Genomic DNA, 22991 nt, shown 5'->3' on the forward strand with positions numbered 1-22991 from the left:
AGAAGAGAAAAATAGTAGAAGGAGATTACTTAATTGCTCACAAAAATATTACTTGAACTATTAAATAAAGTTAATACAATCCACACATTAACCTCCAATCGACCAAATAAAATAGTCCGAACCGATTCTAACGGAATTTATGTAGAATCCGAAGCTTCCAGAAGAAAGTTTGAAAATAATGAAACAACTAATCCTCATGCATACATCCCCTTCGAGTTTTTAACCACAGCATGGGAAGAATTTATTCAACAAAGAATGGTTTCAGCTAATGATTTCACCAAAACTAGAGGTAGATCATCTTTTATAATGGCTTTGTTTGCAAAACTTCCATATATAGAAGTAGTGAATGAACCAGCTGGAACAAAGATAAAGCTTAAAGAATTCAAAACGGATCAGCTTCCATGTGAACAGTTTCATAAGGTACTACCATTTTTAGATCAGGTCACCGAGGGTACCTATGACCCTCCAACTTTAAGCAAACAAGCAAAAAATGATAACGAATATAGAATCCTTTCTAGAGCTAGGCAGGACTTAAGGCTTCTCGGTTTGTTAAATGATGTAAATCAAAAAAGTGAGAAATTCCATGCCTATGAGGCCTCGCCTAATAAACTAGCATTTATTAGAGACCTTGTACTTGAAAAAGAATATTTTCAGATAGCTCTTTTTGTTCTGCAATTATTAGAAGCATATCCTAAAAGCGAAAAGAAAGTTGCTCTTATTGAGTTAGGTATGCTAATTGTCCGTAACTCTCAAGGCGAAAATTTGATGGTGGAGTCGGTTGCTAAGGAACGTACACATAATCTATTAATGTGGCTAGAAAAATTAGAAGTAATTGATAGTAGTTGGTCACCTATAGAAGAGATAATTATGGAGGAAAACACAGTGAGTACTAGATTAAGAGATCAATTCTTACATATCATGAACCATTACCCACAAGCCAAAACCCAACCTTTTGGAGGTCATGAATTAGGTTCCTTCGTACGGAACGATGTTACAGACGAGCTAAAAAAGCTGCCGTTTGTTAATGGACAATATGTAGTAACTGGCTCCGTGGGCCAAGGAAACTGGGCTAGTGTTCCTTGGATTGCCATAATGAATAAGGAGGTCACTACCTCTACACAAAGAGGGTATTACATAGTTTACTTGTTTAGTGAAGATATGCAGGAGCTCTACTTGACGTTTGCGCAAGGTGTTACAGAAACGTCAAAGGAAGAGATGCAGAGAATTAAAGAGGCAATTAGAAGTGAAATTGGGATGGATGACCGGTTTCAAAAGGACGATAACATCTATCTTGGACCTTCCAAACGAGCAAGAGACTATGCTGCCTCAACTGCGGTGTATGTGAAATATAAACTGGAGGATTTCCCTTCTGAAGACGTATTAGTAGGAGACCTGGAAAAAATGGTGAGGTACTATGAGGAGTTTATTACCTTAAATGAAGGTGTTAACTATAAACCAACTGAACCACCTAAGGTTGTCTCCATGCCAAAGGCTGATTATATGAGCAATCAGGCACTCGTGGAACATATTTACCAATACATAAAAAGTAAGGGATTCTTTTATGAAAAGGAAGAAATAACAAATCTTTTCCTATCATTAAAGACAAAGCCCTTTGTCATTATTTCTGGTATTTCAGGAACAGGAAAAACAAAAATTATTGAGTGGTTTGCTGAAAGTGTTGGGGCGACGGAAGAAAATGGGCAGTTCGCCTTGATTCCTGTGAGACCGGACTGGAGCGATGGCTCTGATTTGATTGGCTACAAGGATATTAAGGGTGACTTTGTGGAAGGACCTTTAACGAAAATAATGCAAAAGGCTCTCGATAATCCAACCAAACCTCATTTTGTTCTTTTGGATGAAATGAACCTTGCTCGTGTGGAGTATTACTTTAGTGATCTGCTTAGTGTGATGGAGAGTAGGAACTGGAGGGATGGGAAGATTGTTTCCTCTGAGATTTTGGACAGTTCCATGGTAGGAAGGTCTATTGGTTTTCCGGAGAACATGTACATTGTTGGTACGGTTAATATGGATGAGACAACACACCCTTTTAGCAAAAAGGTATTAGATCGTGCGAACACCATTGAATTTAATCGTGTGCAGTTGGATTATTTGGATTTCCTGCAAGGGGCCACTGAAGCTATGGAACCGAAGTATATTGAAAATGGCATGCTTCGAGCTGACTATCTTTATCTAAAGGACCTAGCCTCCAAGCACATGGAATTAATCAAGGAGACCTCTTTAACGCTAGTTGGCATAAATGAAGCTCTAAAACCACTTGGTGCACAGGTTGGGTATCGAGTACGAGATGAAATATGCATGTATCTTGCCTATAACCAGGAAGGAAAGTTATTTTCCAAGGAGGATGCTTTTGATTATTGCTTAGTTCAGAAGATCTTACCGCGAATATCTGGTAGTGACAGTAGAGTAGAACACACGATAAAGGAATTATTTAAGCTCCTTACCAATCAAGAATTATCAGAGGATATAGAGGATTATTCTGCGTACATTAAGCTCTCTAAGTACCCACGCAGCACAGAAAAGCTGGTGGAGATGCATAGGAGGTTAATGCATGATGGCTTTACCTCTTTCTGGATTAGCTAAAGGTGATGTGGAACTGGTCAAAATTGAAACAGCAGACTTTTCTTTGGTGATAAAAGGGAAGCCATATCATGAGAGGTATATAGGATTACAGCAATACCGCAATCTTGATTTCCACGATGAAATGCGGTTCAGTGTAGTAGGGGACCATGAGGAGGTAAAGGTTTTTGATGTCGAATCTTTGGAACAGGTAGACCTTCACACCCATCGACCGATCTTCTTCGAAAATGGTGTGTACACGGTTATGGTGTCTCCTAAAAACGGTAAGGAATTGACTTTCTATCATGAGCATCCAGTTTTTCGGAACGCTATTGGCCGCGTGGAATTTGGGCAGTCTTACGTACTGCTCGGAAATTTACATTTTCAGAATGAAATCGGCTATTCTACTTTTGAGATTAGAGAAGGGAAACGGACGTTGCTAGAGGTAACAATAGAGGTTTTCCCAACAAAGCTCAACTACAAGGAGGACTATCGAAAGCTTTTAGATGAAGTAAACGATGAGATCTATAATTTGGCGTTTCACTTTTTAAAGAAAACGTTCCTTAGTGCGCAAACGAAATTAGAAGGTTCGCCGTCTTCTGCTGAATTTTTCCGTTTGATCACTGTTTATTTTAGCGCTTTCCTAAAAGCTGTCGAACAAATTGAGCGACAGCCACATCATAAGCTAGTCAAGACTCATGAGATAGTCAGAGGGGATCGAATTAAACTGCTCGATGCAAAAGGACGAAATTATTTGCGGAAGAACAGCCACCTTTTCCAAGAAGTAAGCCACGGCATCCCAATTGGGGACAAACAATTTATGTCGAGTAAGGGAATGACCGTCAATAAGCAAATCACCTTTCATACCCTTGAAAATCGTTTTGTGAAATGGATGATGACGCGTCTTGCTAGTAAACTAGAAGACTTACTTTCAAGGTTTAATAACAATCGCTGGAATAAGGCAGACCAAGATCCTGAGTTATTGAGCTCCATTGAAGGAATGAAACGAGCGCTTACTAGGAAGCTTAGCAACCCTTTCTGGCGAGAGCTTTCCTTACCAGATAGAACCGTTCAAAGTCTCGTGATGCAGCTAGCACCTGGCTACCGGGATGCCTATCAGATCTTCCTAACCGTTTCCAAAGGGTTAGCCCTTCAAAACGGCATGTACAAAATGTCAGTGAAGGACGTAGCCACCCTTTACGAGTATTGGACTTATTTAAAATTAGGGCAAATCCTAAACAAGAAATACGAGATGATTAGCCAGGACATCATTAAGGTGGACCGAAAAGGTCTTCATGTAAGTATGGAAGCAAATCGCCGCGCCACTCGTGTTTATAAGCATCCCGTTACGAAAGAGAAAATCACCTTAACCTATCAGAAATACGTGAGTAAGCTCCCAACCACCGCGCAAGTTCCGGATACCATGCTCAGCATTGAGAAAAAAGGAGAAAGCTACACCTTCAACTATGTCTTTGATGCAAAATATAGAATTGACTTCGCGCTTGAAGGAAGTTATTACGGGAATAAATACCAAGCCCCAGGTCCTATGGAAGATGACATAAACACTATGCACCGTTACCGAGATTCCATCGTAGCCGAACAAAACGGTCCTTACGAGCGAACCGCATTCGGTGCATACGTTCTTTTCCCATGGAACGAAGAACAGATCTATCAGGATCATCACTTTTACAAAAGTATAGGAAAAGTAAATATTGGAGCACTCCCATTCCTACCGAATGCTACCGACCTTGTGGAACGATTTATTGAGAATCTCATTGATAAGAGTCCTGAGGATATTCAGAAGGAAGGCATTTTACCGAGGGGGTCTCTGCAAAACTGGCAAGAGAGCGTGGAGGAGAAAGTGCTGGTTGGAGTGGTTTCATCAGAAGAACAATATAGGGGAGCTATGAGATCAGCCAAATACACGCTGTCAGCTTCCGTGTTGAGAAAAGGTTGGCAGGAAGCTCAGTATGTAGCACTCTATCTGACAAAAGAAGTTGGCATGGAAAACGGCGTTGTTTGTTTTGGTAAGTTGCGCGCTGTGGAGGTTTCAGGCGATACAGTAACATTTTCAGTAGAACATTGGTCGAGATTGAAGAAAGTAATCGTTCCTGTAGGATACGGGTTTGCTCATTATATGATGACGACCTTGCGAAGTTTAGAAAACTCCACGGAGTTACCGGAGTTATTCATGAAATCTGAAGAAGAGAAGATTGTTTGGCAGATGCTGAGGCGGGTGTCTGATCGGATTCATATAGAGCTGGATAATCAGAAAATGGATCAGGCAGAGCGAGTTGAGAAATATACCATAAAAAATGCGACGGTTAATTTTGATAGGGAAAGTGAAGTTGTGGAGATAGATAAGGCAGGCACTGTGCAGACAGTAACTTTTGAGGAATTTAAAAGTGACCGCGTGAAATTATTTAGGTATTTGGTTGATTGACTGATGTTTAGGAGGAATGCTAATGCCGGTTTACAACAAGCTAGTCCGGGACAAAATTCCACAGATAATAGAAGGAACAGGGAAGAGGTATACCTCTAAAGTTTTGAGTGATGAAGATTACATAAAGTATCTCAAGTTGAAGAGCTATGAGGAACTTGATGAGTACTGTGCAGCGGAGACGAATGAGGAAGCTGTAGAGGAACTCGCGGATCTTTTGGAAATTGTTCGGGCGCTTGCAGGTTACCACGGATCTTCTATGGAAGAAATTGAGGAGGTTCGTAGGGAAAAAGCAGAGAAGCGTGGTGGATTTGAGGAGAAGGTATTTTTGGTTGAGGTGGAAAATTAGTTTGGTAGTAAAAAGGCATGTATAGGGCATGTCTTTTTATTGTGGAAATTAAAGGATGTTGTAGGTTTTTGTAGAATTTTTAATATAGAGAAGTAAAACATGAAGAAAATCGCGAAAGAAAGAATTGCAGTTCATCATAAAGTGGATATAAAAGCTGTATTGATAAAGAGGGTGAAAGAATACTTCACCTAACAAAAACAGTATAAGTATAGAAGGTAGTGACGAAATCACTTTATCATCTGGTACGATTTGATTCAAGTTTTGACGAGGAGGAACAAAATGAAAAAAATAATTGGTATTATTATTGCTTGTATTCTCATTACATTAGTGGGGTGTGCTGGAGATTCAGGACATGAAGGTGAAGCAAAAACACCGTCAGGTTCAAGTGTACAAGAAGGTAGAGATTACCAAGAGGTTGTTGATGAATTTAAAGAAAAAGGATTCAATAACATTAAAACAGAAAAGCTGGAAGATTTAATAACAGGTTGGTTGACAAAAGATGGCGAAGTTGAATCTGTTTCGGTTGATGGAGATAAAGACTATTCTCCAGATGTATGGTACTCTAACGATGTAGAAGTAGTCATTACATATCACACCTTCCCAGAAAAAGAAAAAAGTGACAAAGAATCTTCCGAAGAAGAAAGTTCTGAAGAAGAACAATCAACGAATGATACAACTGAGGAAGATGAACAATCAGCTAATGATACAACTGAGGAAGATGAACAATCAACCAATGATAAGACTGAGGAAAGCAACGAGGAAATATTAACGGTAGAAAATAATAAAGACCTAGCTGCTCTCTTGGCAGTAAAGAATGAAAATGATCCAACTGTTGGTGAATTTGCAAAAAAATATGCTGGTAGAACCATTGAATTTGATGGAAATATTGCACATATGATGCCACATGGTAGTTATAAAACAAGATATGACATTCTAATTTTTGCTGGTGATTATAGTGAAACCACTTTTAGTGGACCTAATTTTAAGTTCGAAGATGTCAATATTATTAATGATTTAAATCTTACTGGTTCTAACATACCAGACACCATTGGAATGGGTCAAAATCTTCATATTACTGCTGTAGTAGAAGAGTATGATGAAAATTCTGGACTTTTCTTCCTTGAACCAATTTCTACTGAAATTAGATAAGGTCTATGAAAATCATTTTGCTATTTTGTTATCACTAAAGAAACTACTCAAAAAGACATGTTATGCATGTCTTTTTGTTGTGGAAAATAAAGGATGTTGTAGGTTTTTGTAGAATTTAAATAATATAGAAACAATTTTTATTATAGGGGAAGTAAATGGCTTTAATTAAAGGGAGTATGAAAAAAATTATGAAGGAAAGAAATACAGTTCATAATGAAGTGGATAATACATATACGAGTTTTATAGACAAAGAAGGGAATAGAATTCTTCAGATAGATACATATGGATCGAACCAAAGAGAATTTCGTGGGAAGATAAGTCAATCTATTCAATTTGATAAGGATTCAGCTCAAGAGTTCTTGAAAGTAATAAAGAAAGAATTTAACATTTAATTTTAACTAGAAGGGTTTGAATAATATGAATAAACCACACCTTAACCTCATGCAGTTCTTTGATGGGTTTGTAATAAACTATAGGAAATTAAACTTAAATACGCAACATAACAGGTCCATGTTTACGCAGAAAGAAATTAATTATTTTGCAGATTTAGGGGAGATGCTGGGGTTTGATAGCTATATAGAAGATTCAAAGTTTGATAAGTCAAAGAATCGTTCGCGTCCGATGGATCTGGCTTGGTGGAAGTGGGACAAGCGAGAGGATCCGGAGAATTATCACTATCTTGCACTTCATCTAGAAAGAGAAAGTCTTCCAATGAAGGATGAAGAAACAATTGAAAAGCTGTTTTCTGAAACGGAAGAAGGCTGTATTCCTAATGACGTCGTGGGAATTCAATATGTTGATTCGGATGAACGTATATCCTTTTTAAACAAACTGGTCTTACATAAGAATAAGCAACAGAAATCTAATGCGCTAATGGTGTATAGGTTTTTTGATGAAAGCTTACAGGTGCAGAAAGTATTGGCGTATCACTTTTCAGCTGAGGGAATGGTGGTAGAAAGGAAAGCGATTTGTAAGGAAGATGAATTTGGTTATTTTAGTATGATTTTTGAGGAAGAGTTTGCAGCGAGTGGAGTAGAGATGAGTTGCATTAATAGCAAATGAGTTTTCAATAAAAGGGGCATTTCGATGAAAATTATCACCTGGAACTGTGCGATGTGCTTTAGAGAGAAGATAGACCATGTACTTCCTTTGAATGCTGATATTCTAGTCATTCCTGAGTGTGAGTCGCCTGCAAAGTGGAAGGGGAAAGATAAGGTGAAGGGGATACATGATTTTCTTTGGGAGGATGATAGGTATAATTTCAACAAAGGGCTTGGCGTTTTCAGTATGAACAGTTCTTTCCATATTGAACGTTATGATCCGGTTAATGAAGACTTCAGATATATAGTTCCTTATAAAGTAACCGGGAAAGAAAATTTCATACTCCTTGCAGTTTGGGCACAGCGAGCATCAACGAGGTATGAGAGTTATATAGGGCAGGTTTTTCATGCCATAGAATATTATAAAGATTTGTTCAAACAACCATGTATCATTGTGGGGGATTGGAACAGCAACCAAAAGTTCGATTACATAAAAAGAGTAGGCAACCATACTACAGTTGTGAACATGCTTCAAACTGATGAGATAGAAAGTGGGTATCATCATTTTTTTAATGAAGAACATGGGATGGAAACAAAGCCAACTCACTATTTTTGGCGGAAGAAAGAGAGGCCGTTTCATTTGGACTATCTATTTGCCTCTCGCTCCTTCTTGGAAAGAATGAAGCATTTTGAAGTGGGAAGGTATGAGGATTGGATAAAGCTAAGTGATCATATGCCAGTTATAGCGGAATTCGATGTATGGAGAAAGAGGACTTGATGGAGAAGCGGTTTGATCGGGTGAGATTTACGTTGCAGTGTTTTTAATATAGAAATTCTATGTAAAAGAAACACAGGAGGGGAATGAATGCTTACACAATCAGAGCGTGATTCATTATTGGACACTTTGTCAGAGAATCAAAAAGAGTTTATCGTGCACTTTATGAAGAGAGGAAAGAGGACACAATTCTCTAACCTTATTGCTAAATGGAAAGCCGAATCGAAAAGTGAAGAGGGTACTGAGGATACAGCGAGTAATTGGGAGTTAATTGATTATATCGATGCAGGACCAGATTGGAGCGCGGCAGGATTGCAATGCGAATGTGGGAGAAAGCTCCGGAGGCAATATATTGTATCTAACAAAATAACTGGGGTAACGCATAAATTTGGCAGAGATCATTTTCAGGATCACACAAATATATCACCTGAATTAGCGAAGTCCATCATAAAGGGCTTCGACAAAATTGATTTTGAAATGGATGAAATTTTAATAAAGATATTGGATGGTTGGTCATTAGAGAATGAGTGGTTGCCATCTATTCCAGATAATATGGTCTTTCCGAAGGACATTGCAGAGCATTTGGAGAATGATATTCCTTTGCTTGAAAGACAAGTAAATAGGCTCCGTGATGAAATTAGAAAACATTTAAAAGAACGCGAAGATAATGAGCAAGCTAAAAGATTCAGGGAGCAAAAGAGATTAAAGGCTATAAAACGTGTACCTATAGAAAATATCTTAAGTGAAGTTACGCAAGAAAACCCGTATGAACATAGTGAAAAAGGACAAGCAGAACAACCTATACCTAATCGCAACATGAAATCAGTAGACTTCAATAAAATGAGACTCTCCCTTCCCAAAGAACATCAAGATGCTGTCAGAAACATTATTAACAAGTGGCCTTCAAACGACATAAGCACGCTCGCTATCTGCTGGGAATTAATAAATAACTATGGTGCCAATAGCGAAATGTATGCAACAAACAAGAAGCCAAAAATTTATATGGATGTTCAGTTAATGATGAATAGATTAGTAGAGGAAGGTGTACTTCAACTAACTTCTAAAAGTCTGGATAATTGCTTGTACTCTATTCTATCAGCTGTTAAGTCTGTGGAAGATCAGCAATTAAATTTGTTTTGAGGAGGAGTAATGTGTTGAGAGTTTTAGAAAAAGAGAATTTTGAAAAGTTGAAAGACGCTGGAGAAGGTTACATCGTAATAACTGATAAACCTACAAAACAACAAGAAAAATGCAGTGTCAGAAACGAATGCTGATGAATGCTTAGTTTGTATCGAATAATATGATTAGAACAGGAGGAATGGTCTATTAGGCTACTTCTCTCTTTTTTTGAAAAGGAAAAAACAGGCTTAATGCAAGTTGTGTCGAAAGGTGAAATATAGAATCCCAATAAAGAGGTGCAAAGTGATTACATACATCGGAACACCACAGATTGAAACAAATCGATTACTCTTAGAGAAGTTTGTGCTCAGTGATGCCCAGAAGGTGTTTGATCACTGGATTTCAGATGAGCGGGTGACAGACAATCGAGTGAGTGCGGCGCATACAGATGTTTCGCAGACGGTGGAGAGAGTGGCGGGTATTGTGTCGCAATATGAGAAGGAAGATTTTTGTTATTGGGCAGTGAAGTTGAAGGATAGTGGAGAGCTGATTGGCGAGATTGATTTGTATGACTTTGATGAGGCGACCGGAAATTGCGAGGTGAGTTATTCCCTCGGTTACCGGTGGTGGAATCAGGGGTATGGCACGGAAGCGCTGCGAGCTGTGATTGAATTTGGCTTTCGGCACATGAATCTTCATAAGGTTGCTGCTGCACACAACACCGACAACCCAGCGTCCGGCCGCATCATGAGCAAGGTAGGGATGGTGCAAGAGGGGATTGTGAGAGATATGATCCGGAATTCCAAAGGGCAGTATAAGGATTGTGCGATTTATGGGATTTTGGAGGGGGAGTATTTTAGTAAGGGGGATGGATTTTAATGTGGGAACAAAGATTTATAGATACAGAACGAGGTACCTTTGAATATTTCACTGCGGGGCAAGGAGATCCATTAGCTATAACACATTTATATATGGCATTTGATGATCGTGGCAGTTTGTTAGCTAACCCGTACACGAAGCATTATAAAGTTTACTTAATTAATACGAGAGGTGCGGGTAATTCTGTAAAAGCTGAAGTGAAAAGTCAGCTTAGTATGAAAGAAGCTGTAAAAGATTTAGAGGCTATCCGGACAGCATTAAGATTGAAGCAATGGGCTTTTGCGGGACATTCAACAGGGGGAATGTTGGCATTGCAATATGGAATTGATGCCCCGCACTCATTAACAAAATTAATTGCAGGTTGTGCCGCAGCAAGTAATGAATACGGTGCTCACAAAGATAGTATTTATTGCACAGAAAACAAGCATTTTCAACGAATCGTGGAAATAATGGACGCATTGAACGATCCCAATACCCCGCAAGAAGAACGTCAAAAACTAGGTTATGAATGGGCATTGATGTCCTATTATTCAGAGGACAAATTAAAAGAGGCTATTAATCGTCCAAACAGTGGCCGAACTGTTGGAGAAAACCTTGATTATTTTAGAAAAGTTGAAGTAAAGAACTTTGACCTTCGCACTCAGTTAAAGAACATAAATGTACCTAGTCACATATATGCAGGCAGACACGATGCCCAATGTCCAGTGGATTTTAGTATGGAAATGGCGGAACTTATTCCGCAATCAAAACTATTTATTTTCGAGGAATCAAACCACAATCCATTCATCGAGGAAGAAGAAAAGTTTAAAGAGTTTGTGAAATTAACTTTATGAGGTGTCCAGCATGCAAGCGAAAAAAGACTGCCTAGGCTGCCGATTAGCCAACAAAAACGAAACCATCTATATGGTCTACGAAGATGACTATGTCACATGCTTCCTAGACCATGACCCGTTTAACGAGGGTCATACCTTAATCCTGCCGAAACAACATTTCCTAGATGCCGACGAACTCGATGAGGAGACCGCCAATGCTATTATGAGAGCTTCTATTTTAATATCCAAAGTGTTGAAGAGCCTATATCAACCGGATGGCATTACCATTAATCAAAATGGTGGGGTATTTAATGAGTTGAATCATTACCATATGCATGTGGTGCCGAGGTATGAGGGGCAATGGTTTGGAGAGTTTTATAGGGAGGAAGATGTGGGGGAAGTGGATGTTAGGGAGTTGGAGCGGGTAAGGGAGAGGATGGTGGAGGCTGTGAATGAGCTAATGATATAGAAAGTTCTTGAAGAGATTATGATTTTCTATGACATAACAAACTAGCTTTCTGTGAAAGAAATTCATATTAATTGCCGTAGCTCAAAATATGATTAGCTATGGTTTTTTATGGAACTTTTCAACTTCTAAACCGTATATTATCCAAATCACTTCAGTTCTTTGAGTTTCGATTTAGTAATGTTGCATTCATTACAAGCATTGTCGCTGCGTTTATCACGTATAGTGGTGGACCTTCTAAATTTGGTGATGCCACTGTGGCAGTAAAGACGTTAGGCAAATTTGTTCCGTCCTCTAATGATGACAAAATGAGTTACATAAACCCCTTTTTCTTTTATTAAATCCATACCAAAACAGAAACAAGCATGAGGCGACTTAAGCCTCATGCTTGTTGCTTGCAACCTCAGATATTTACCCTTTTCGTCGCGATTTTTTCCTGAAACGTTTGGTCATGCTCGACAAAAATCATGGTTGGCTGGAAGGTCTGAATCAGTTCTTCGATTTGCATACGGGAGTATACATCAATGAAGTTTAATGGTTCATCCCAAATATATAGGTGAGCTTTTTCGCATAAGCTCTTTGCGATAAGCAGCTTCTTTTTCTGCCCGCCTGAATAATGGCTGATATCTTTTTCGAACTGTATCCGATCGAAATCCATTTTTCGCAGAACGGATTTGAATAAAGTCTCATCGAGCTGATGTTCCTCGATGAAATCCGCAAGGTCTCCCTTTAAGTGGGAGGTGTCTTGCTGAACATAGGAAATGATGAGATTGGACCCGGCATGAAGGGTGCCTGTATATTGTATGTCATCGCCTAGGATCAGTTTCAATATACTGCTTTTTCCACTGCCATTCTTCCCATCCAATACGATTCGATCTCCTTGTTCCACCTTGAAGCTTATCGGTTCATTTACTGTTTGTCCGTCATACATAATGGAAACGTCAGTCAATTGAAGCAGTTCCTTTGTTTTCGGTTCCACTTGCGTTAATTGTAACGAATCCATTTTTTCCACGTTCTTTAATAGCTTTGATTTTTCCTCGATCGCTTTTTGCTGTCTGGTCTCAAGGTTCTTAGAGCGCTTCATCATTTTTGCGGCTTTATGCCCGACAAAGCCTATGTCTAATTTCGATCCGGAGTTGGTTGTTCCGTTCTTGGAGGCTTCCACTCGATTCGACCAGCCTGCTGATTGTTTGGATGCCTGCTTTAACCGGCCGATATCCTTTTGCAAGCGTTCGTTTGTCGCTTCTTCATGCTCTTGCTGACGGTCAAAGTTCAATTTCCACGAAGAATAATTTCCACTTTGTACCTCGATATTGGCCTTGTTTATCGATAAAATATGATCCACGCAGCCATCCAAGAAGTTACGGTCATGGGATATTAAAATAAATCCTTTTTTCTTCTTCAAATAACTAGAAACCAGCTTTCGTGCTTCCGTATCTAAATGGTTCGTTGGCTCATCGATTAATAAAAATTGTCCTTCGTTTAAGAATAGCGCAGCAAGCAGCACCTTCGTTTGTTCGCCATTGGATAAGGTGTCAAATGGACGATACATGGCCTCTGCCTCTACCTCTAAATACGCAATCTCCCGAAGAAACTCCCAATCCTCAGCCTGCGGGCAAATTTCCTCGAGCACCTCATGGGTATTTTTACTTTTATCCTGTACCGGATATGGGAAGTAATTAAACTCGACGGCACTCGAGATCTTCCCGCTATATTCAAACTTTCCCAATAACAAGTTAAAGAAGGTGGTTTTCCCGCGGCCATTCCTGCCGATGAAGCCCAGCTTCCAATCTGTATCAATCTGAAAGCTTACATCCTCAAAAATAGGATCAAAGCTGCTTGGATAAGAAAAAGTTAATTGTTGTACTTGTATCATTGACATGTTTCATTCCTCCTTTGTATATCACTCGCATCATACAAAGTCGGTATATCCATCTCGTCTACTCTGCTCCGTATAAGTGTGATGGAGTATAACGACCTATACGGAGTACTTCATGCGTAACCTCCAGCTCCATAGACATACTATCTCCCCCTTTCCTGAAAAATAAAAATCCCTCCACACAATGATGGAAGGATGTAGTAAATCATATTTAAAGTCGCCAATATTAATAAACATCGAACCGACTTGTAAAAATGACCAGACTAATCCTATCCCCTATAAAACCGCAAAATATTAACATGCATAGGTTAAGAATTAGAGAATCATTAGTATAAGGTCAGTCCTTTCTTAATCGTCATATATTTCTACTAAAGGATAACATGAATACCCACCATTTGCATCTCCCTAATTTTAGGAGGTTAGGTTGAGGGGAAGTGGTGGCCACTGAAAAAAGACTTTAGTAATCAGTTTCATGGTGTTGAAGATATCCGCAAACGGCTTCGAATATCTCCTTTATACATCCTCAATCACCAACATATTCGATTCATCGAACTCCCAAAACTCCCCGTAGGCAACTTCCCAGTAGTAACCGTCAAGATCGGTAAAGTACCCGCTATAGCCGCCCCAGTCCGTTTTCTGTGGCTTTTTCTGAATGGTCGCTCCTGCTGACTCCGCTTTCTTCATGACTTCATCCACTTCATCTATGGATTTTGTATTATAAGCGAGGGTGATTCCGGGAAAACCTTTTTCGGTCTCAGGAGGTTGCTGCTCGTTCACGTCTTTCGCTAATTCATCTACCGGATAAAGCGCGATGCGTGTGCCTTCATTTTTAAAGAAGATAATGGCTGGTGCGGATTCTGGTCCTCTGATGGACGTGTCAAAGCCTAAGTCTCTGTAAAACTGATGTGCCTTCATGATGTCCTTTGTGCCAAGTGTGATGATATTTAATCGGTTCATTGTAGTTCCTCCTTTGTGGTCCCAATAAGTGAACTATTCTACATAGAAGTGGGAAACCCTTTTTGGGATAAAGGGTAGACGACATTTTCTCTTACAATAGCGCTTTTCTTTAGGTCAAATCTCTCATTTTGCAATTCTATGCAGGAATTTCTCCAAACAGGTCGAAACGTGATAGTTATGTATATACAGTATTTGTAAAATGATAGCGAGAGGAGGGGAATGATGAAGGTTTTAGATGTGTCATCTCTGTATGAGGGGATAAGAGGGATGACCCAGCAACTGTCGCAATTAGAAAAACAATTAAATGGCGTGGAAAATAGCATTCGGTCTTTTGTAGCTTCAAAGGATTCCTTTCGTGGAAAGGGTGCCAACGCGATTAGACGGTTTTATGAATACGCGCATCTCCCATTTTTATAGTTCTTCCAATCGTTTCTCACAAATTTTCAATCGAAGCTTCAACAGCTTCAATTTGAGATGGAAGGGCTGGAGGGAGATTCCCGCGGATTTATCGATGAATCCTACCTGACGAGTGAACTGGAGGACGGCTTGAACCAAATCAACCGGATGGTGGCAGAACTGACAGGGGAGGCGAACGCCCAACTCAGTCGTGTGAGTGATATCGTTTATCTGCCAAGGTTGCAGGATTACCAGTTCCACGAAGGCATCCAGCAAGCCAAACAGTCAGCAAGGAAAACAGTGGACATGCTACACCAGTTCGATCACCAACAAACCCAGTCGTTTACTGCTTTGTTCGAGGACTTAACGTTAATCAAGCATTACATAGAGGAAATGAACCAGCAGTTTGAATCTGGTAAGATTAATGTGAAGAGCTTTTCACCGGTGATGTTACAGGATTTGGAGACGTATGGGGAGTTGCAGACGCGGCTGTATAATCAGACGGTGATGCAGCGGTGGAATAGTCAGCACTATCCGGAGCTTGGGGTGTTTTATCCGGTGGGGCATGCGGCGTCGTTTGATAAGTGGGTGAATCCTAGTTGTGCGAGGCCGGAGCCGAAAGGTGTAGTGGAATCTGGCATAGATTTTACTAAAGGTCTTTTTAAAGGTGGATTTGCTGTCCTCAAGGAAACGGTAGAATTTGCAGGAAGAGTTCTAACCGAACCAGAAGAAGTACTTATTGAAACAATAGATTTTGTGGCAGCTGTTAAAGACGACCCTAAAATACTCCTGGAAATTACTCAATCTTTAGTAGATTCATTCAATGATCAAGTTATTTACGGAACTGCGGAGACGCGTGGAGAATGGTTTGGCTACGCCCTTGCTAGTGTGGCGGGAGGAAAAGGGATTACTTCCATTCCCAAAATAGCGAAAGCTGGAAAGCTAGGGAAGCTCGGAGGCGGTCCTGGAAGGCAAATGCAACATAAAGTGCAGCTGATGATAGAGAGTCAGAAAGCCAAACTCAAAGAATTTTCTACCTCAGTGAAACGCACTATTGATACCCAGCAAGCAGCTATTAAAGGCGCTGCCACAGCCCTTAAAACTACAGGGATAAATAAAGTACGTGAACTTATGAAGGATTTCCTTCCTCCTAACAACCAATCGCAACTAGCACTTGCTGGGGTGCCATATAATGCGATTGATGGTCCGAGTGTTAGGAATCAACTTGAAGAATTTAAGAATAAAACTTTAAATAGGATAGAAGTTGAAGGTGGGAACTATAACCAGCATTTCACCAAAATTAAGGGAAAGAAAGTATTAAAACCCAATATAGAATATAAAACAAAAGAAGGTTACCATTATAAGACGGATAGTGATGGAAGAATATCAAATGTAGAAGCAACGTTACAACTTGGGAAAGCAGACCGCAATAATTATGCACAAAGAATAGTTGGTGGAGTAGATAGATTACCAAATGATGATGGTGGTCATTTAATAGCTTCTATTTTCAAAGGTTCAGGTGAAATTGACAACTTAGTACCAATGAACTCCACTCTTAACAGGAAAGAATACAAATTATTAGAGAATTCGTGGAAAAAGGCTTTAAATGAGGGTAAAACAGTTGAGGTTAATATCGAACCTATTTATAAAGGAAATTCATCTCGTCCAGCAAAGTTTGAAGTAGAGTACAAGATAAATGGTAAGAAGTATGAAGTGAATTTAATTAATTATGATGGAGGAAGTTAAAATTGGAGACAAAAAACATGGAAATCATTTATCAGAAAGTAGCAAATATTTTAGTTGAGATGATACCAGAAGAATGGGAAAAGGTATTATTATACGCTGAAGTCAGGGAAGGTTTTTCTCAAGTTTTCTTCTATTATTTTCCATTAAATCAACAACAACCAGTATATAGTTTGGATATTGTAGATAGTTTTAATGTAGAGAAAACCTCCCATAAAAAATTAAAACAAGAACTTTATGAATGCTTTGAAAACCTTTGGAATGAATTTAAGATTCAAGACCAAGAACAATGGACAAACTTAACATATTTATTGGATAATTCCGGTCGAATGAAACTTAACCACGGGTATGACGATATATCAGAATTAAGTCCTGATGAAAAACAAGACAAATGGGAAGCTGAATACTTAAAATTAAAACAGTAGAATGTTAGGAGAAATATAGGTAAATTTCCCATTAAAACAAATGAGTGAATTTTAAGATTCACTAAAGGTGGGACAACAAAGCCTAGAATGGATTGAATATTAATGAGGTTGTACTTTCTGGAACCAGAAGTTTCTGGTGGCCATGGTGAACAAACAATATATGGAACCGAAGAAAATGTGAGAAATGATGGCATATCCGGTCAGGTTGAATTTTTGCATTATGAGTTTGAAGGCTGGCTAGGAGACGACCTTATAGAGTCCACACCTACTTTCATAATTTCTAATAATCTAAAAAATAAACTATTAAAGAGCGATTTTAGGGACTATAAGCTGGAAGATTGTTTAGTAACAACCTCAGATGAATTTGAGGAATTGTATCCTAATAAAAAGCTACCTTCTTTTTCTAGATTTATTCCACTTGGAACAATAGAAATTGAAGGGAAGAGCTTTAAAAATTGGTCAGGACATCATTTTTCTCTATCACTAAAAGGAGAATTAGTGGTTACACAAAAGGCTTTGGATTTTTTAGAGAAATTCTCAATAGAAAATTGTGATATTACTAGACTGAAAAAATCATAAGAGTAGAATTGTGACATCTTATAAATTAGAAGAATTTAAAAAGGAGCGCAATCCGCACTCCTTTAATTTCTATATTAACAGTTTAATCAGCCATACAATATTGCAAGTACTAGTGTGCTTCCCTTTTTTCCTGTTGCCATCTACGGTATAGGCGAATACAATCTACTATCCCGATAGTGGTTACAACGCCGAATACGAAAAATCCAAAAGGATCCATCTGATCTGTCAAGTACATCACTAGTAGCAATAAACCTAAGAAAATTGGCGCCATCCACAAGTTGCGTATTAATTTTCTACGTGTGCTAAGTTTGTGGTAGACAAGTGCCATGCCTTTGTCTACTTTCGGTTGGTTTCGGTATTTTCGATATATCACGATGTTGAGGATGATTGCTAATCCCAACAAAAGAATACTACCGATTAACAGTTGTGGTATGGTTATTGTCGCTATCCATTCTTTCATAATAAATCCCCCCTGATTAAGCATAAAGGAAGCAGAGGCGTAAATTCAAGAATTTTCCTGTGGGTGCCACCTTTTTAAAGACACATGCAAAGAAACCATTTCGTGGAGAAACATGAGATGGTTTTCTTCTTTTCTATGAGTAGTGCTTAAAACTATTGGTGGGTCGCCGTGCCTGTCCCCTCAACCCACCCTCAACCCACCAAAGACGAACATTAAAATAGGTATTTATAATTAATATTCGGATTTTCGTTGATATTCCAATGTGCATTTGTTATATTAGGATAGTAGTAAAATTAAATATATTTACTCGTATATACTCGGTAATATGGTCTGAGTGTCTCTACCCGGTTCCCATGAAAGAACTGGACTACGATTGAAAGTATAGGGAAATTCCGCTTTTTTGCTGATTCCAACTTTTGATGCAGGGCTATTTCTCTGCGTCGTTATTTATACTTGAACTCGTAGGTGTAGAGGGTAGAAATTATTCTATTTTCTAGGCCTTTTTCTTTTGACCAGAGCAGCAAAAAAATACTACTTAGGAGAGATTATGTATGAAAAACATCATGGTAAGAAAATTCGTTTCATTAACATTGATTGCGGTACTGTTAGTGTCGGTATTTGCAGGCTGCAGTTCTACGACCGAATCAGCAGGTAAGGAAAAGGAAACGCAAAGGCCAATCATGGTTCAAGGGCCGATGCCAATTGAAGCAGAAAAATTTGCAGATAGACTTGAGAACGTGAAGGAAGAAAAATCAGGATCGTTTGTTTTTTACATAGGGACTTTAGATAACTACCCGGTCATCGTTGCAAAAACCGGTAAAGGGATGGAAAATACGGCAGCAGCTACTGCAGTTGCCATTGAGCGATACAATCCGATTGCCATCATCAACCAAGGAACATCTGGCGGACATGATGCGGATCTAAATGTTTTTGATATCGTCTTAGGGGAAAGAACGACCAACCTTGGTTCGTTAAAGACAGCGGACAAGGATGAAAACCAAGGGATTGATCCAACTGTATGGAAACCGATGGACTTAATGGCTTCTGAAGGAAGTGCAGGGGAAGATCCTAATGCCGAAAAGATTCGCTACTATGAGGGAGACAAAGAACTGCTCGCAGCTGCCAACGCCGTGATAGATACGTACACGGAAGGGAAAATTGTTCAGGGGACAATCGGCTCTGCAGATGTCTGGAATAATGAAGTAGATCGGATCAAATGGTTCCATGAAAAATACGGCACATCCGTAGAAGAAATGGAAGGAGCCGCAGCTGCTCAAATCGCCGAAGCATATGACATAGCTTTTTTAGGCATAAGAATACTATCTAACAACAAAGTGAACGGAGGCAAATACAACCCGGAAACAGCAGCAGCCAACCAAGGATATGTGTATGAAGTGGTGAAAGAGTACATCGGCACGTTGGGTGGTAATGAGGAATAAACGGATGATCAAGAGCTATACTTGTAAAAGGCCTCCATTTAATGGGGGCCATTTTATGTATGTGGAAGTTCTCTTCGTGCGAGGGGACATGTCACTCCATCCATGAAGCGGATAGTTCTCAGTCCTTAGTCAAATGTCCGAAGATTTTCGATTTTTGACCGAAGATTTCGAAAAGTTGGCCGAAGTTTCAGCAGAGTTGACCGAAGATTGACGGTAATTGACCGAACGAAATTTTAGGGTGTCCAAAGGTGGTCAAAAGTTGACCGAATGTCGCGTTGATTTGTCCAAACTCCTCATTATTTACCTTCTTAATTGTCCGAAGCATGAGGATAATTGTCCGAACCAAATTTTACTCACAAAAAAAGAGTCATTTTCTTTAAAAAAGTTGTATTTTACTAACAGAAAAGCAGTGGAAGCGAAGGAGGTACCTTGACTGCACAAACGCAAGTCTCTAATAAAAAAAGAACAGAACCCCTAAAGAGTTCCGTCCCTCTACACCCCCCTACCAAATCATCTCCGCAAATTCTGGGTGGTCGATGAATGGATTGCGGTTTCCTTGATAGTTTTCGAATATAATGTTGTTGCGGCGGATTTCTCTTGCGTCCACTGGGTCTTCTGCATGCCATTGCAGCAGGACGGACAGTTTGCCGTGGTAAGGGGCACTACCGTTATTTACTAAGTTATTAATTTCTAAATCTAGCTCCCCGCTGTCTCCCTCATAGCGAACCGCCATATAGAAGATCATGCGGGCTACGTCGCCTTTTACTTCATCACGTGGTTCCCAAGAATCATTGTCATAATAGTTTCCTGGTGCTTCTCCATGCTGGCTTCCACCGTTATCAAAGTCGAGATTTCCTCTGGAGGAGTTAACGGTCACATCCGTTGGGCGAAGGTGGTGAAGGTCTGTTCCAGGGCCTTGTGATGTACCGAAGTCTCCGTGGGATTTTGCCCAAACGTGCTCGCGGTTCCAGTCATTTACTCCGCCACCGTTTGTGGTCTTAGATTGAGAACGGCCGGAATAGAGTAAAAGAACATTATTGGTGTTTGCTGGATCTTCATCTGTATTTCGCAACGCATCCCACACTGCACTATAGGAGAGTGTCTGGTGATCGTCGATGATGTTATGGAGTGCTATTTTCAATGCGGATCCTGTTTTACCTTCTGCAGAACTGTAATACTCATCGTAGCTTGGTGGTGGGTCTGTAGGATCAGTAGGGTCCGTTTGTCCTCCATCCACTACCTCAAAAGCAGAAGCATCTTTAACACCTGAATGAGAGAAGTAGGCTGTTAAAGAACCAGTAACCTTCAATTTTTCCCCCATTAGATCTGAGTTGCTCTTCAATCCATAGTCCGAACGGAAGGAAGATGGAATCTGGACATAAATCATATTGGATGTGTTTGTTTCAGACGGGCTGTCTGCTAACGCTAATGCGTAGTCATTAGGAAAATTGCTCGTAACAACTGTATTGGTTGCGGTCGGTTGCCCCACTACATAGCCTTCGACAGTCTGAGTTGAACCGTTTTGATTGGAGTTTGCTTGACTGACAGTAAACGGAGAGCTCCAAGTACCAGAACCTGCAGCGCTCATCGTATCAGGTACGGCATGGGAGCATGCTAGGGTAAAAGCAAATAGAAAAATAAATAAGCCGCTAACTTTTTTGTTTAATCGATTCAAACCGTTTCTCCTCCTCATGGTTGCTTGCTTACATAAATAGCGTACAACACGAGGTTTAGAAATTGTGTAAAAATTGTGTAAAAGGCGGTAAATGAGGCTTTTAGCATGGGGGAGTCGTGGGGACAGGCACCGTGACCCATTTTTGTCGGGTGAATTACGATTAGTGGGTCGAGGAACCTGTCCCTTCTAACCTCCTCAACCTTTCCTCTAGTGCCTTCATACTTTTTTCCAGGTCCGTCACTTTTTTTCTTAATGTGTCCATGTCGTCGACGGACCCTATTAGGCTGTCTTTCGATTTTACTTCAAAGTAGATCTCGTATGTCTGTCCTGTGATGACCTTCACTGTATGGAAAATAAGATCTATATATTGCTTTTCAAGCCAATCGCGTTGATATTCGTTATCGCAGTAAATGATTAGATCATCCTCATTAATGGCAGCCAGCGTATTCTCAATCCAGGTTTTATATGATTGTTTTTCCATCTCTTCTCTAAGTCGCTCTTTAACGCTTGTCCAGATTTGTGACATGATATCACTCCTTATAACAATTCCTCTAGTGTGAAAAGCTCGCTTTCTAGCTTAGGTTGGTTTTTAATTATAAGTATTACTTTAGTTGGTTGCAAGGGGACAGACATGGCGACCTAATTTTACCTGTTAAGGAAACATAAAGAGACATGTCGATTTAACATGTCTCTTTGTGTTAGTAGGTAGAGGAACTGAAACCTATATTCACCATAACAAAACTACAATCCGACTTCATCCACCGCATAAGTAGCATCCTCATTACTGAATCCTTCAAATTCTAGCTGTTGGATTAAGCCGCTTCTTGAGAATGCAGTGTAATCAAGGTAGTCTTGTGCCATTATAACTGCTTGGGCTCTCCAGTCTACTTGGAGATTATCTACTGCATAAGTAGCATCTGCATTGCTGAACCCTTCAAACTCAAGCTGTTGGATCAAGCCAGTTCTTGAGAATGCACTGTAGTCCAGGTAATCTTGAGCTGTTTGGACTGCTTGGGCTTGCCAGTCTACTTGAAGCTTATCAACGGCATAAGTAGCATCAGCATTACCGAACCCCTCATATTCTAACTGAGCAATTAAGCCGGGTCTTGAAAATGATGTATAGTTAAGGTAATCTTGTGCCATTTGAACTGCTTGGGTTTGTGACATTGTTTCTGCATTTCTTGCTGCTTCCTCGGCCTCTTTTTTAGCTTGTTCTTCTGCCTCTTTCTTGGCCTGTTCTTCGGCTTCAATCTTAGCTTGCTCTTCTGCCTCTATCTTGGCCTGCTCTTCGGCCTCTTTCTTGGCTTGTTCTTCCGCATCTATCTTAGCTTGCTCTTCTGCCTCTTTCTTGGCTTGTTCTTCCGCATCTATCTTAGCTTGCTCTTCGGCCTCATTCTTAGCTTCTTCTTCAGCTTGTTCCTCTGTCTCTATTACTTCGCTCTTTACTGCAATCTCCTTTGTGGGTGGTGTGGTTATTCCAAATAAAATGAAAAATGCTACTGTTGCAGTTCCAAAATAAATCACCACATACTTTCTTTTTCTTTTGGCTTCGGGAGACCACGATAAAACTATACCGGGCTTAATCATGCCAATAACAAATGCTAAGAATGAAATAAGAGATAAAATTAAGAAGAAATCATCCATCCGTTCCCCTCCTAACGATTAATATATATACCAATATACGTTAATGTCTTTCGGGATATGAAAAGACGGGTAGAGGGGACAGGCACGCCGGCCCATTTTTTTATCTTGAACGATATACGAAAGAGACATAGGGGGCAACTTGTCTCTTTCGTGCGGTGAGGGATAGAGGGTATTCCCTCGATTGCTGG

22 protein-coding genes, 1 pseudogene and 1 riboswitch are annotated in these 22991 nt (G+C 39.8%); of the genes and pseudogenes, 16 read left to right on the forward strand and 7 right to left on the reverse strand.

Annotation, left to right across the window (positions count from 1 at the left end; all coding sequences use genetic code 11):
- Window positions 1–33: 33 nt before the first annotated feature.
- The 11 genes from B4U37_RS03500 to B4U37_RS03550 all read left to right on the forward strand — a co-directional run bounded on the left by B4U37_RS03500 (window position 34) and on the right by B4U37_RS03550 (window position 11609).
- Window positions 34–2601 (forward strand): MrcB family domain-containing protein, encoded by a 2568-nt coding sequence (locus tag B4U37_RS03500; RefSeq protein WP_088017095.1) that lies wholly within the window; start codon window positions 34–36, stop codon window positions 2599–2601.
- Window positions 2573–5020, forward strand: a complete 2448-nt coding sequence (locus B4U37_RS03505; protein WP_088020119.1) for a restriction endonuclease-like protein — start codon at window positions 2573–2575, stop codon at window positions 5018–5020. The genes B4U37_RS03500 and B4U37_RS03505 overlap by 29 nt, the downstream gene beginning before the upstream one ends.
- 22 nt (window positions 5021–5042) lie before the next feature.
- Entirely contained in the window at window positions 5043–5366 is a 324-nt protein-coding gene (locus B4U37_RS03510; RefSeq protein WP_088017096.1) for a nucleoside triphosphate pyrophosphohydrolase, read from the forward strand.
- A 279-nt stretch (window positions 5367–5645) separates the two neighbouring features.
- Entirely contained in the window at window positions 5646–6515 is an 870-nt protein-coding gene (locus B4U37_RS03515; RefSeq protein WP_088017097.1) for a DUF4839 domain-containing protein, read from the forward strand.
- 188 nt (window positions 6516–6703) lie between these two features.
- A complete protein-coding gene (locus B4U37_RS03520) occupies window positions 6704–6907 on the forward strand; it encodes a hypothetical protein (RefSeq protein ID WP_198317077.1) in 204 nt (67 codons plus the stop codon).
- 25 nt (window positions 6908–6932) lie between these two features.
- Window positions 6933–7577: a hypothetical protein gene (locus tag B4U37_RS03525; protein WP_088017099.1), complete on the forward strand. Its 645-nt coding sequence runs from the start codon at window positions 6933–6935 to the stop codon at window positions 7575–7577.
- Window positions 7578–7601: 24 nt separating this feature from the next.
- Complete coding sequence (locus tag B4U37_RS03530; RefSeq protein WP_088017100.1) at window positions 7602–8333, forward strand: endonuclease/exonuclease/phosphatase family protein; 732 nt, start codon at window positions 7602–7604, stop codon at window positions 8331–8333.
- Window positions 8334–8420: 87 nt separating this feature from the next.
- Window positions 8421–9470, forward strand: a complete 1050-nt coding sequence (locus B4U37_RS03535; protein ID WP_088017101.1) for a DUF3895 domain-containing protein — start codon at window positions 8421–8423, stop codon at window positions 9468–9470.
- Window positions 9471–9719: 249 nt separating this feature from the next.
- Window positions 9720–10328 (forward strand): GNAT family N-acetyltransferase, encoded by a 609-nt coding sequence (locus B4U37_RS03540; RefSeq protein WP_245840051.1) that lies wholly within the window; start codon window positions 9720–9722, stop codon window positions 10326–10328.
- The gene (locus B4U37_RS03545; RefSeq protein ID WP_088017103.1) at window positions 10328–11161 is read left to right on the forward strand and encodes an alpha/beta fold hydrolase; all 834 of its coding nucleotides are present in this window, start codon (window positions 10328–10330) and stop codon (window positions 11159–11161) included. The genes B4U37_RS03540 and B4U37_RS03545 overlap by 1 nt, the downstream gene beginning before the upstream one ends.
- Window positions 11162–11171: 10 nt before the next feature.
- A complete protein-coding gene (locus tag B4U37_RS03550) occupies window positions 11172–11609 on the forward strand; it encodes an HIT family protein (protein ID WP_088017104.1) in 438 nt (145 codons plus the stop codon).
- A 151-nt stretch (window positions 11610–11760) separates the two neighbouring features.
- Here B4U37_RS03550 and B4U37_RS21810 read toward each other — a convergent pair whose 3' ends face one another.
- The 3 genes from B4U37_RS21810 to B4U37_RS03560 all read right to left on the reverse strand — a co-directional run bounded on the left by B4U37_RS21810 (window position 11761) and on the right by B4U37_RS03560 (window position 14442).
- On the reverse strand, window positions 11761–11913 hold the full coding sequence (locus B4U37_RS21810) for a hypothetical protein (RefSeq protein ID WP_157663701.1): 153 nt from the start codon (window positions 11911–11913) through the stop codon (window positions 11761–11763).
- A gap of 96 nt (window positions 11914–12009) precedes the next feature.
- On the reverse strand, window positions 12010–13488 hold the full coding sequence (locus tag B4U37_RS03555; RefSeq protein ID WP_088017105.1) for an Lsa family ABC-F type ribosomal protection protein: 1479 nt from the start codon (window positions 13486–13488) through the stop codon (window positions 12010–12012).
- Between the two features lie 510 nt (window positions 13489–13998).
- Window positions 13999–14442 (reverse strand): VOC family protein, encoded by a 444-nt coding sequence (locus B4U37_RS03560; RefSeq protein WP_088017106.1) that lies wholly within the window; start codon window positions 14440–14442, stop codon window positions 13999–14001.
- Window positions 14443–14709: 267 nt separating this feature from the next.
- Here B4U37_RS03560 and B4U37_RS22320 point away from each other — a divergent pair.
- The 4 genes and pseudogenes from B4U37_RS22320 to B4U37_RS03580 all read left to right on the forward strand — a co-directional run.
- Window positions 14710–15207 (forward strand): annotated as a pseudogene (locus B4U37_RS22320) (T7SS effector LXG polymorphic toxin); the annotation flags it as partial.
- Between the two features lie 762 nt (window positions 15208–15969).
- A complete protein-coding gene (locus tag B4U37_RS22325) occupies window positions 15970–16584 on the forward strand; it encodes a DNA/RNA non-specific endonuclease (RefSeq protein WP_245840081.1) in 615 nt (204 codons plus the stop codon).
- 17 nt (window positions 16585–16601) lie between these two features.
- Window positions 16602–17006, forward strand: coding sequence for an immunity protein YezG family protein (locus tag B4U37_RS03575; RefSeq protein WP_245840052.1), 405 nt, complete (start codon window positions 16602–16604; stop codon window positions 17004–17006).
- A 102-nt stretch (window positions 17007–17108) separates the two neighbouring features.
- Window positions 17109–17585 carry a hypothetical protein gene (locus tag B4U37_RS03580; RefSeq protein WP_088017110.1) on the forward strand — a complete coding sequence of 159 codons (477 nt, stop codon included), beginning with the start codon at window positions 17109–17111 and terminating at the stop codon, window positions 17583–17585.
- Between the two features lie 109 nt (window positions 17586–17694).
- On the opposite strand, the gene B4U37_RS03585 is transcribed toward B4U37_RS03580, so the two are convergent.
- Window positions 17695–18045, reverse strand: a complete 351-nt coding sequence (locus B4U37_RS03585) for a hypothetical protein (RefSeq protein ID WP_088017111.1) — start codon at window positions 18043–18045, stop codon at window positions 17695–17697.
- 287 nt (window positions 18046–18332) lie between these two features.
- A riboswitch (purine riboswitch) is annotated at window positions 18333–18435 on the forward strand.
- Window positions 18436–18596: 161 nt separating this feature from the next.
- Here B4U37_RS03585 and B4U37_RS03590 point away from each other — a divergent pair.
- Window positions 18597–19484, forward strand: coding sequence for a 5'-methylthioadenosine/S-adenosylhomocysteine nucleosidase (locus B4U37_RS03590; RefSeq protein ID WP_088017112.1), 888 nt, complete (start codon window positions 18597–18599; stop codon window positions 19482–19484).
- Between the two features lie 502 nt (window positions 19485–19986).
- Here B4U37_RS03590 and B4U37_RS03595 read toward each other — a convergent pair.
- The 3 genes from B4U37_RS03595 to B4U37_RS03605 all read right to left on the reverse strand — a co-directional run bounded on the left by B4U37_RS03595 (window position 19987) and on the right by B4U37_RS03605 (window position 22803).
- Window positions 19987–21072: an endonuclease gene (locus B4U37_RS03595; protein ID WP_245840082.1), complete on the reverse strand. Its 1086-nt coding sequence runs from the start codon at window positions 21070–21072 to the stop codon at window positions 19987–19989.
- Between the two features lie 247 nt (window positions 21073–21319).
- The gene (locus tag B4U37_RS03600) at window positions 21320–21685 is read right to left on the reverse strand and encodes a DnaA N-terminal domain-containing protein (protein WP_088017114.1); all 366 of its coding nucleotides are present in this window, start codon (window positions 21683–21685) and stop codon (window positions 21320–21322) included.
- Window positions 21686–21900: 215 nt separating this feature from the next.
- The gene (locus tag B4U37_RS03605; protein WP_088017115.1) at window positions 21901–22803 is read right to left on the reverse strand and encodes an Ltp family lipoprotein; all 903 of its coding nucleotides are present in this window, start codon (window positions 22801–22803) and stop codon (window positions 21901–21903) included.
- Between the last annotated feature and the right edge of the window lie 188 nt (window positions 22804–22991).

The organism is Sutcliffiella horikoshii (genome assembly GCF_002157855.1).
In the GTDB taxonomy this organism is placed as follows: Bacteria; Bacillota; Bacilli; order Bacillales; family Bacillaceae_I; genus Sutcliffiella_A; species Sutcliffiella_A horikoshii_C.

Bases quoted from the DNA above. Each gene is read 5' to 3' on its own strand.
- B4U37_RS03585 (WP_088017111.1), bottom strand. From the start codon at position 18,045: ATGAAAGAATGGATAGCGACAATAACCATACCACAACTGTTAATCGGT.
- B4U37_RS03525 (WP_088017099.1), top strand. From the start codon at position 6,933: ATGAATAAACCACACCTTAACCTCATGCAGTTCTTTGATGGGTTTGTA.
- B4U37_RS03590 (WP_088017112.1), top strand. From the start codon at position 18,597: ATGAAAAACATCATGGTAAGAAAATTCGTTTCATTAACATTGATTGCG.
- B4U37_RS03550 (WP_088017104.1), top strand. From the start codon at position 11,172: ATGCAAGCGAAAAAAGACTGCCTAGGCTGCCGATTAGCCAACAAAAAC.
- B4U37_RS03595 (WP_245840082.1), bottom strand. From the start codon at position 21,072: ATGAGCGCTGCAGGTTCTGGTACTTGGAGCTCTCCGTTTACTGTCAGT.
- B4U37_RS03560 (WP_088017106.1), bottom strand. From the start codon at position 14,442: ATGAACCGATTAAATATCATCACACTTGGCACAAAGGACATCATGAAG.
- B4U37_RS03575 (WP_245840052.1), top strand. From the start codon at position 16,602: ATGGAAATCATTTATCAGAAAGTAGCAAATATTTTAGTTGAGATGATA.
- B4U37_RS22325 (WP_245840081.1), top strand. From the start codon at position 15,970: ATGAAGGATTTCCTTCCTCCTAACAACCAATCGCAACTAGCACTTGCT.
- B4U37_RS03530 (WP_088017100.1), top strand. From the start codon at position 7,602: ATGAAAATTATCACCTGGAACTGTGCGATGTGCTTTAGAGAGAAGATA.
- B4U37_RS03605 (WP_088017115.1), bottom strand. From the start codon at position 22,803: ATGGATGATTTCTTCTTAATTTTATCTCTTATTTCATTCTTAGCATTT.
- B4U37_RS03510 (WP_088017096.1), top strand. From the start codon at position 5,043: ATGCCGGTTTACAACAAGCTAGTCCGGGACAAAATTCCACAGATAATA.
- B4U37_RS03520 (WP_198317077.1), top strand. From the start codon at position 6,704: ATGAAGGAAAGAAATACAGTTCATAATGAAGTGGATAATACATATACG.
- B4U37_RS03555 (WP_088017105.1), bottom strand. From the start codon at position 13,488: ATGTCAATGATACAAGTACAACAATTAACTTTTTCTTATCCAAGCAGC.
- B4U37_RS03580 (WP_088017110.1), top strand. From the start codon at position 17,109: ATGAGGTTGTACTTTCTGGAACCAGAAGTTTCTGGTGGCCATGGTGAA.
- B4U37_RS03515 (WP_088017097.1), top strand. From the start codon at position 5,646: ATGAAAAAAATAATTGGTATTATTATTGCTTGTATTCTCATTACATTA.
- B4U37_RS03545 (WP_088017103.1), top strand. From the start codon at position 10,328: ATGTGGGAACAAAGATTTATAGATACAGAACGAGGTACCTTTGAATAT.
- B4U37_RS03505 (WP_088020119.1), top strand. From the start codon at position 2,573: ATGGCTTTACCTCTTTCTGGATTAGCTAAAGGTGATGTGGAACTGGTC.
- B4U37_RS03535 (WP_088017101.1), top strand. From the start codon at position 8,421: ATGCTTACACAATCAGAGCGTGATTCATTATTGGACACTTTGTCAGAG.
- B4U37_RS03600 (WP_088017114.1), bottom strand. From the start codon at position 21,685: ATGTCACAAATCTGGACAAGCGTTAAAGAGCGACTTAGAGAAGAGATG.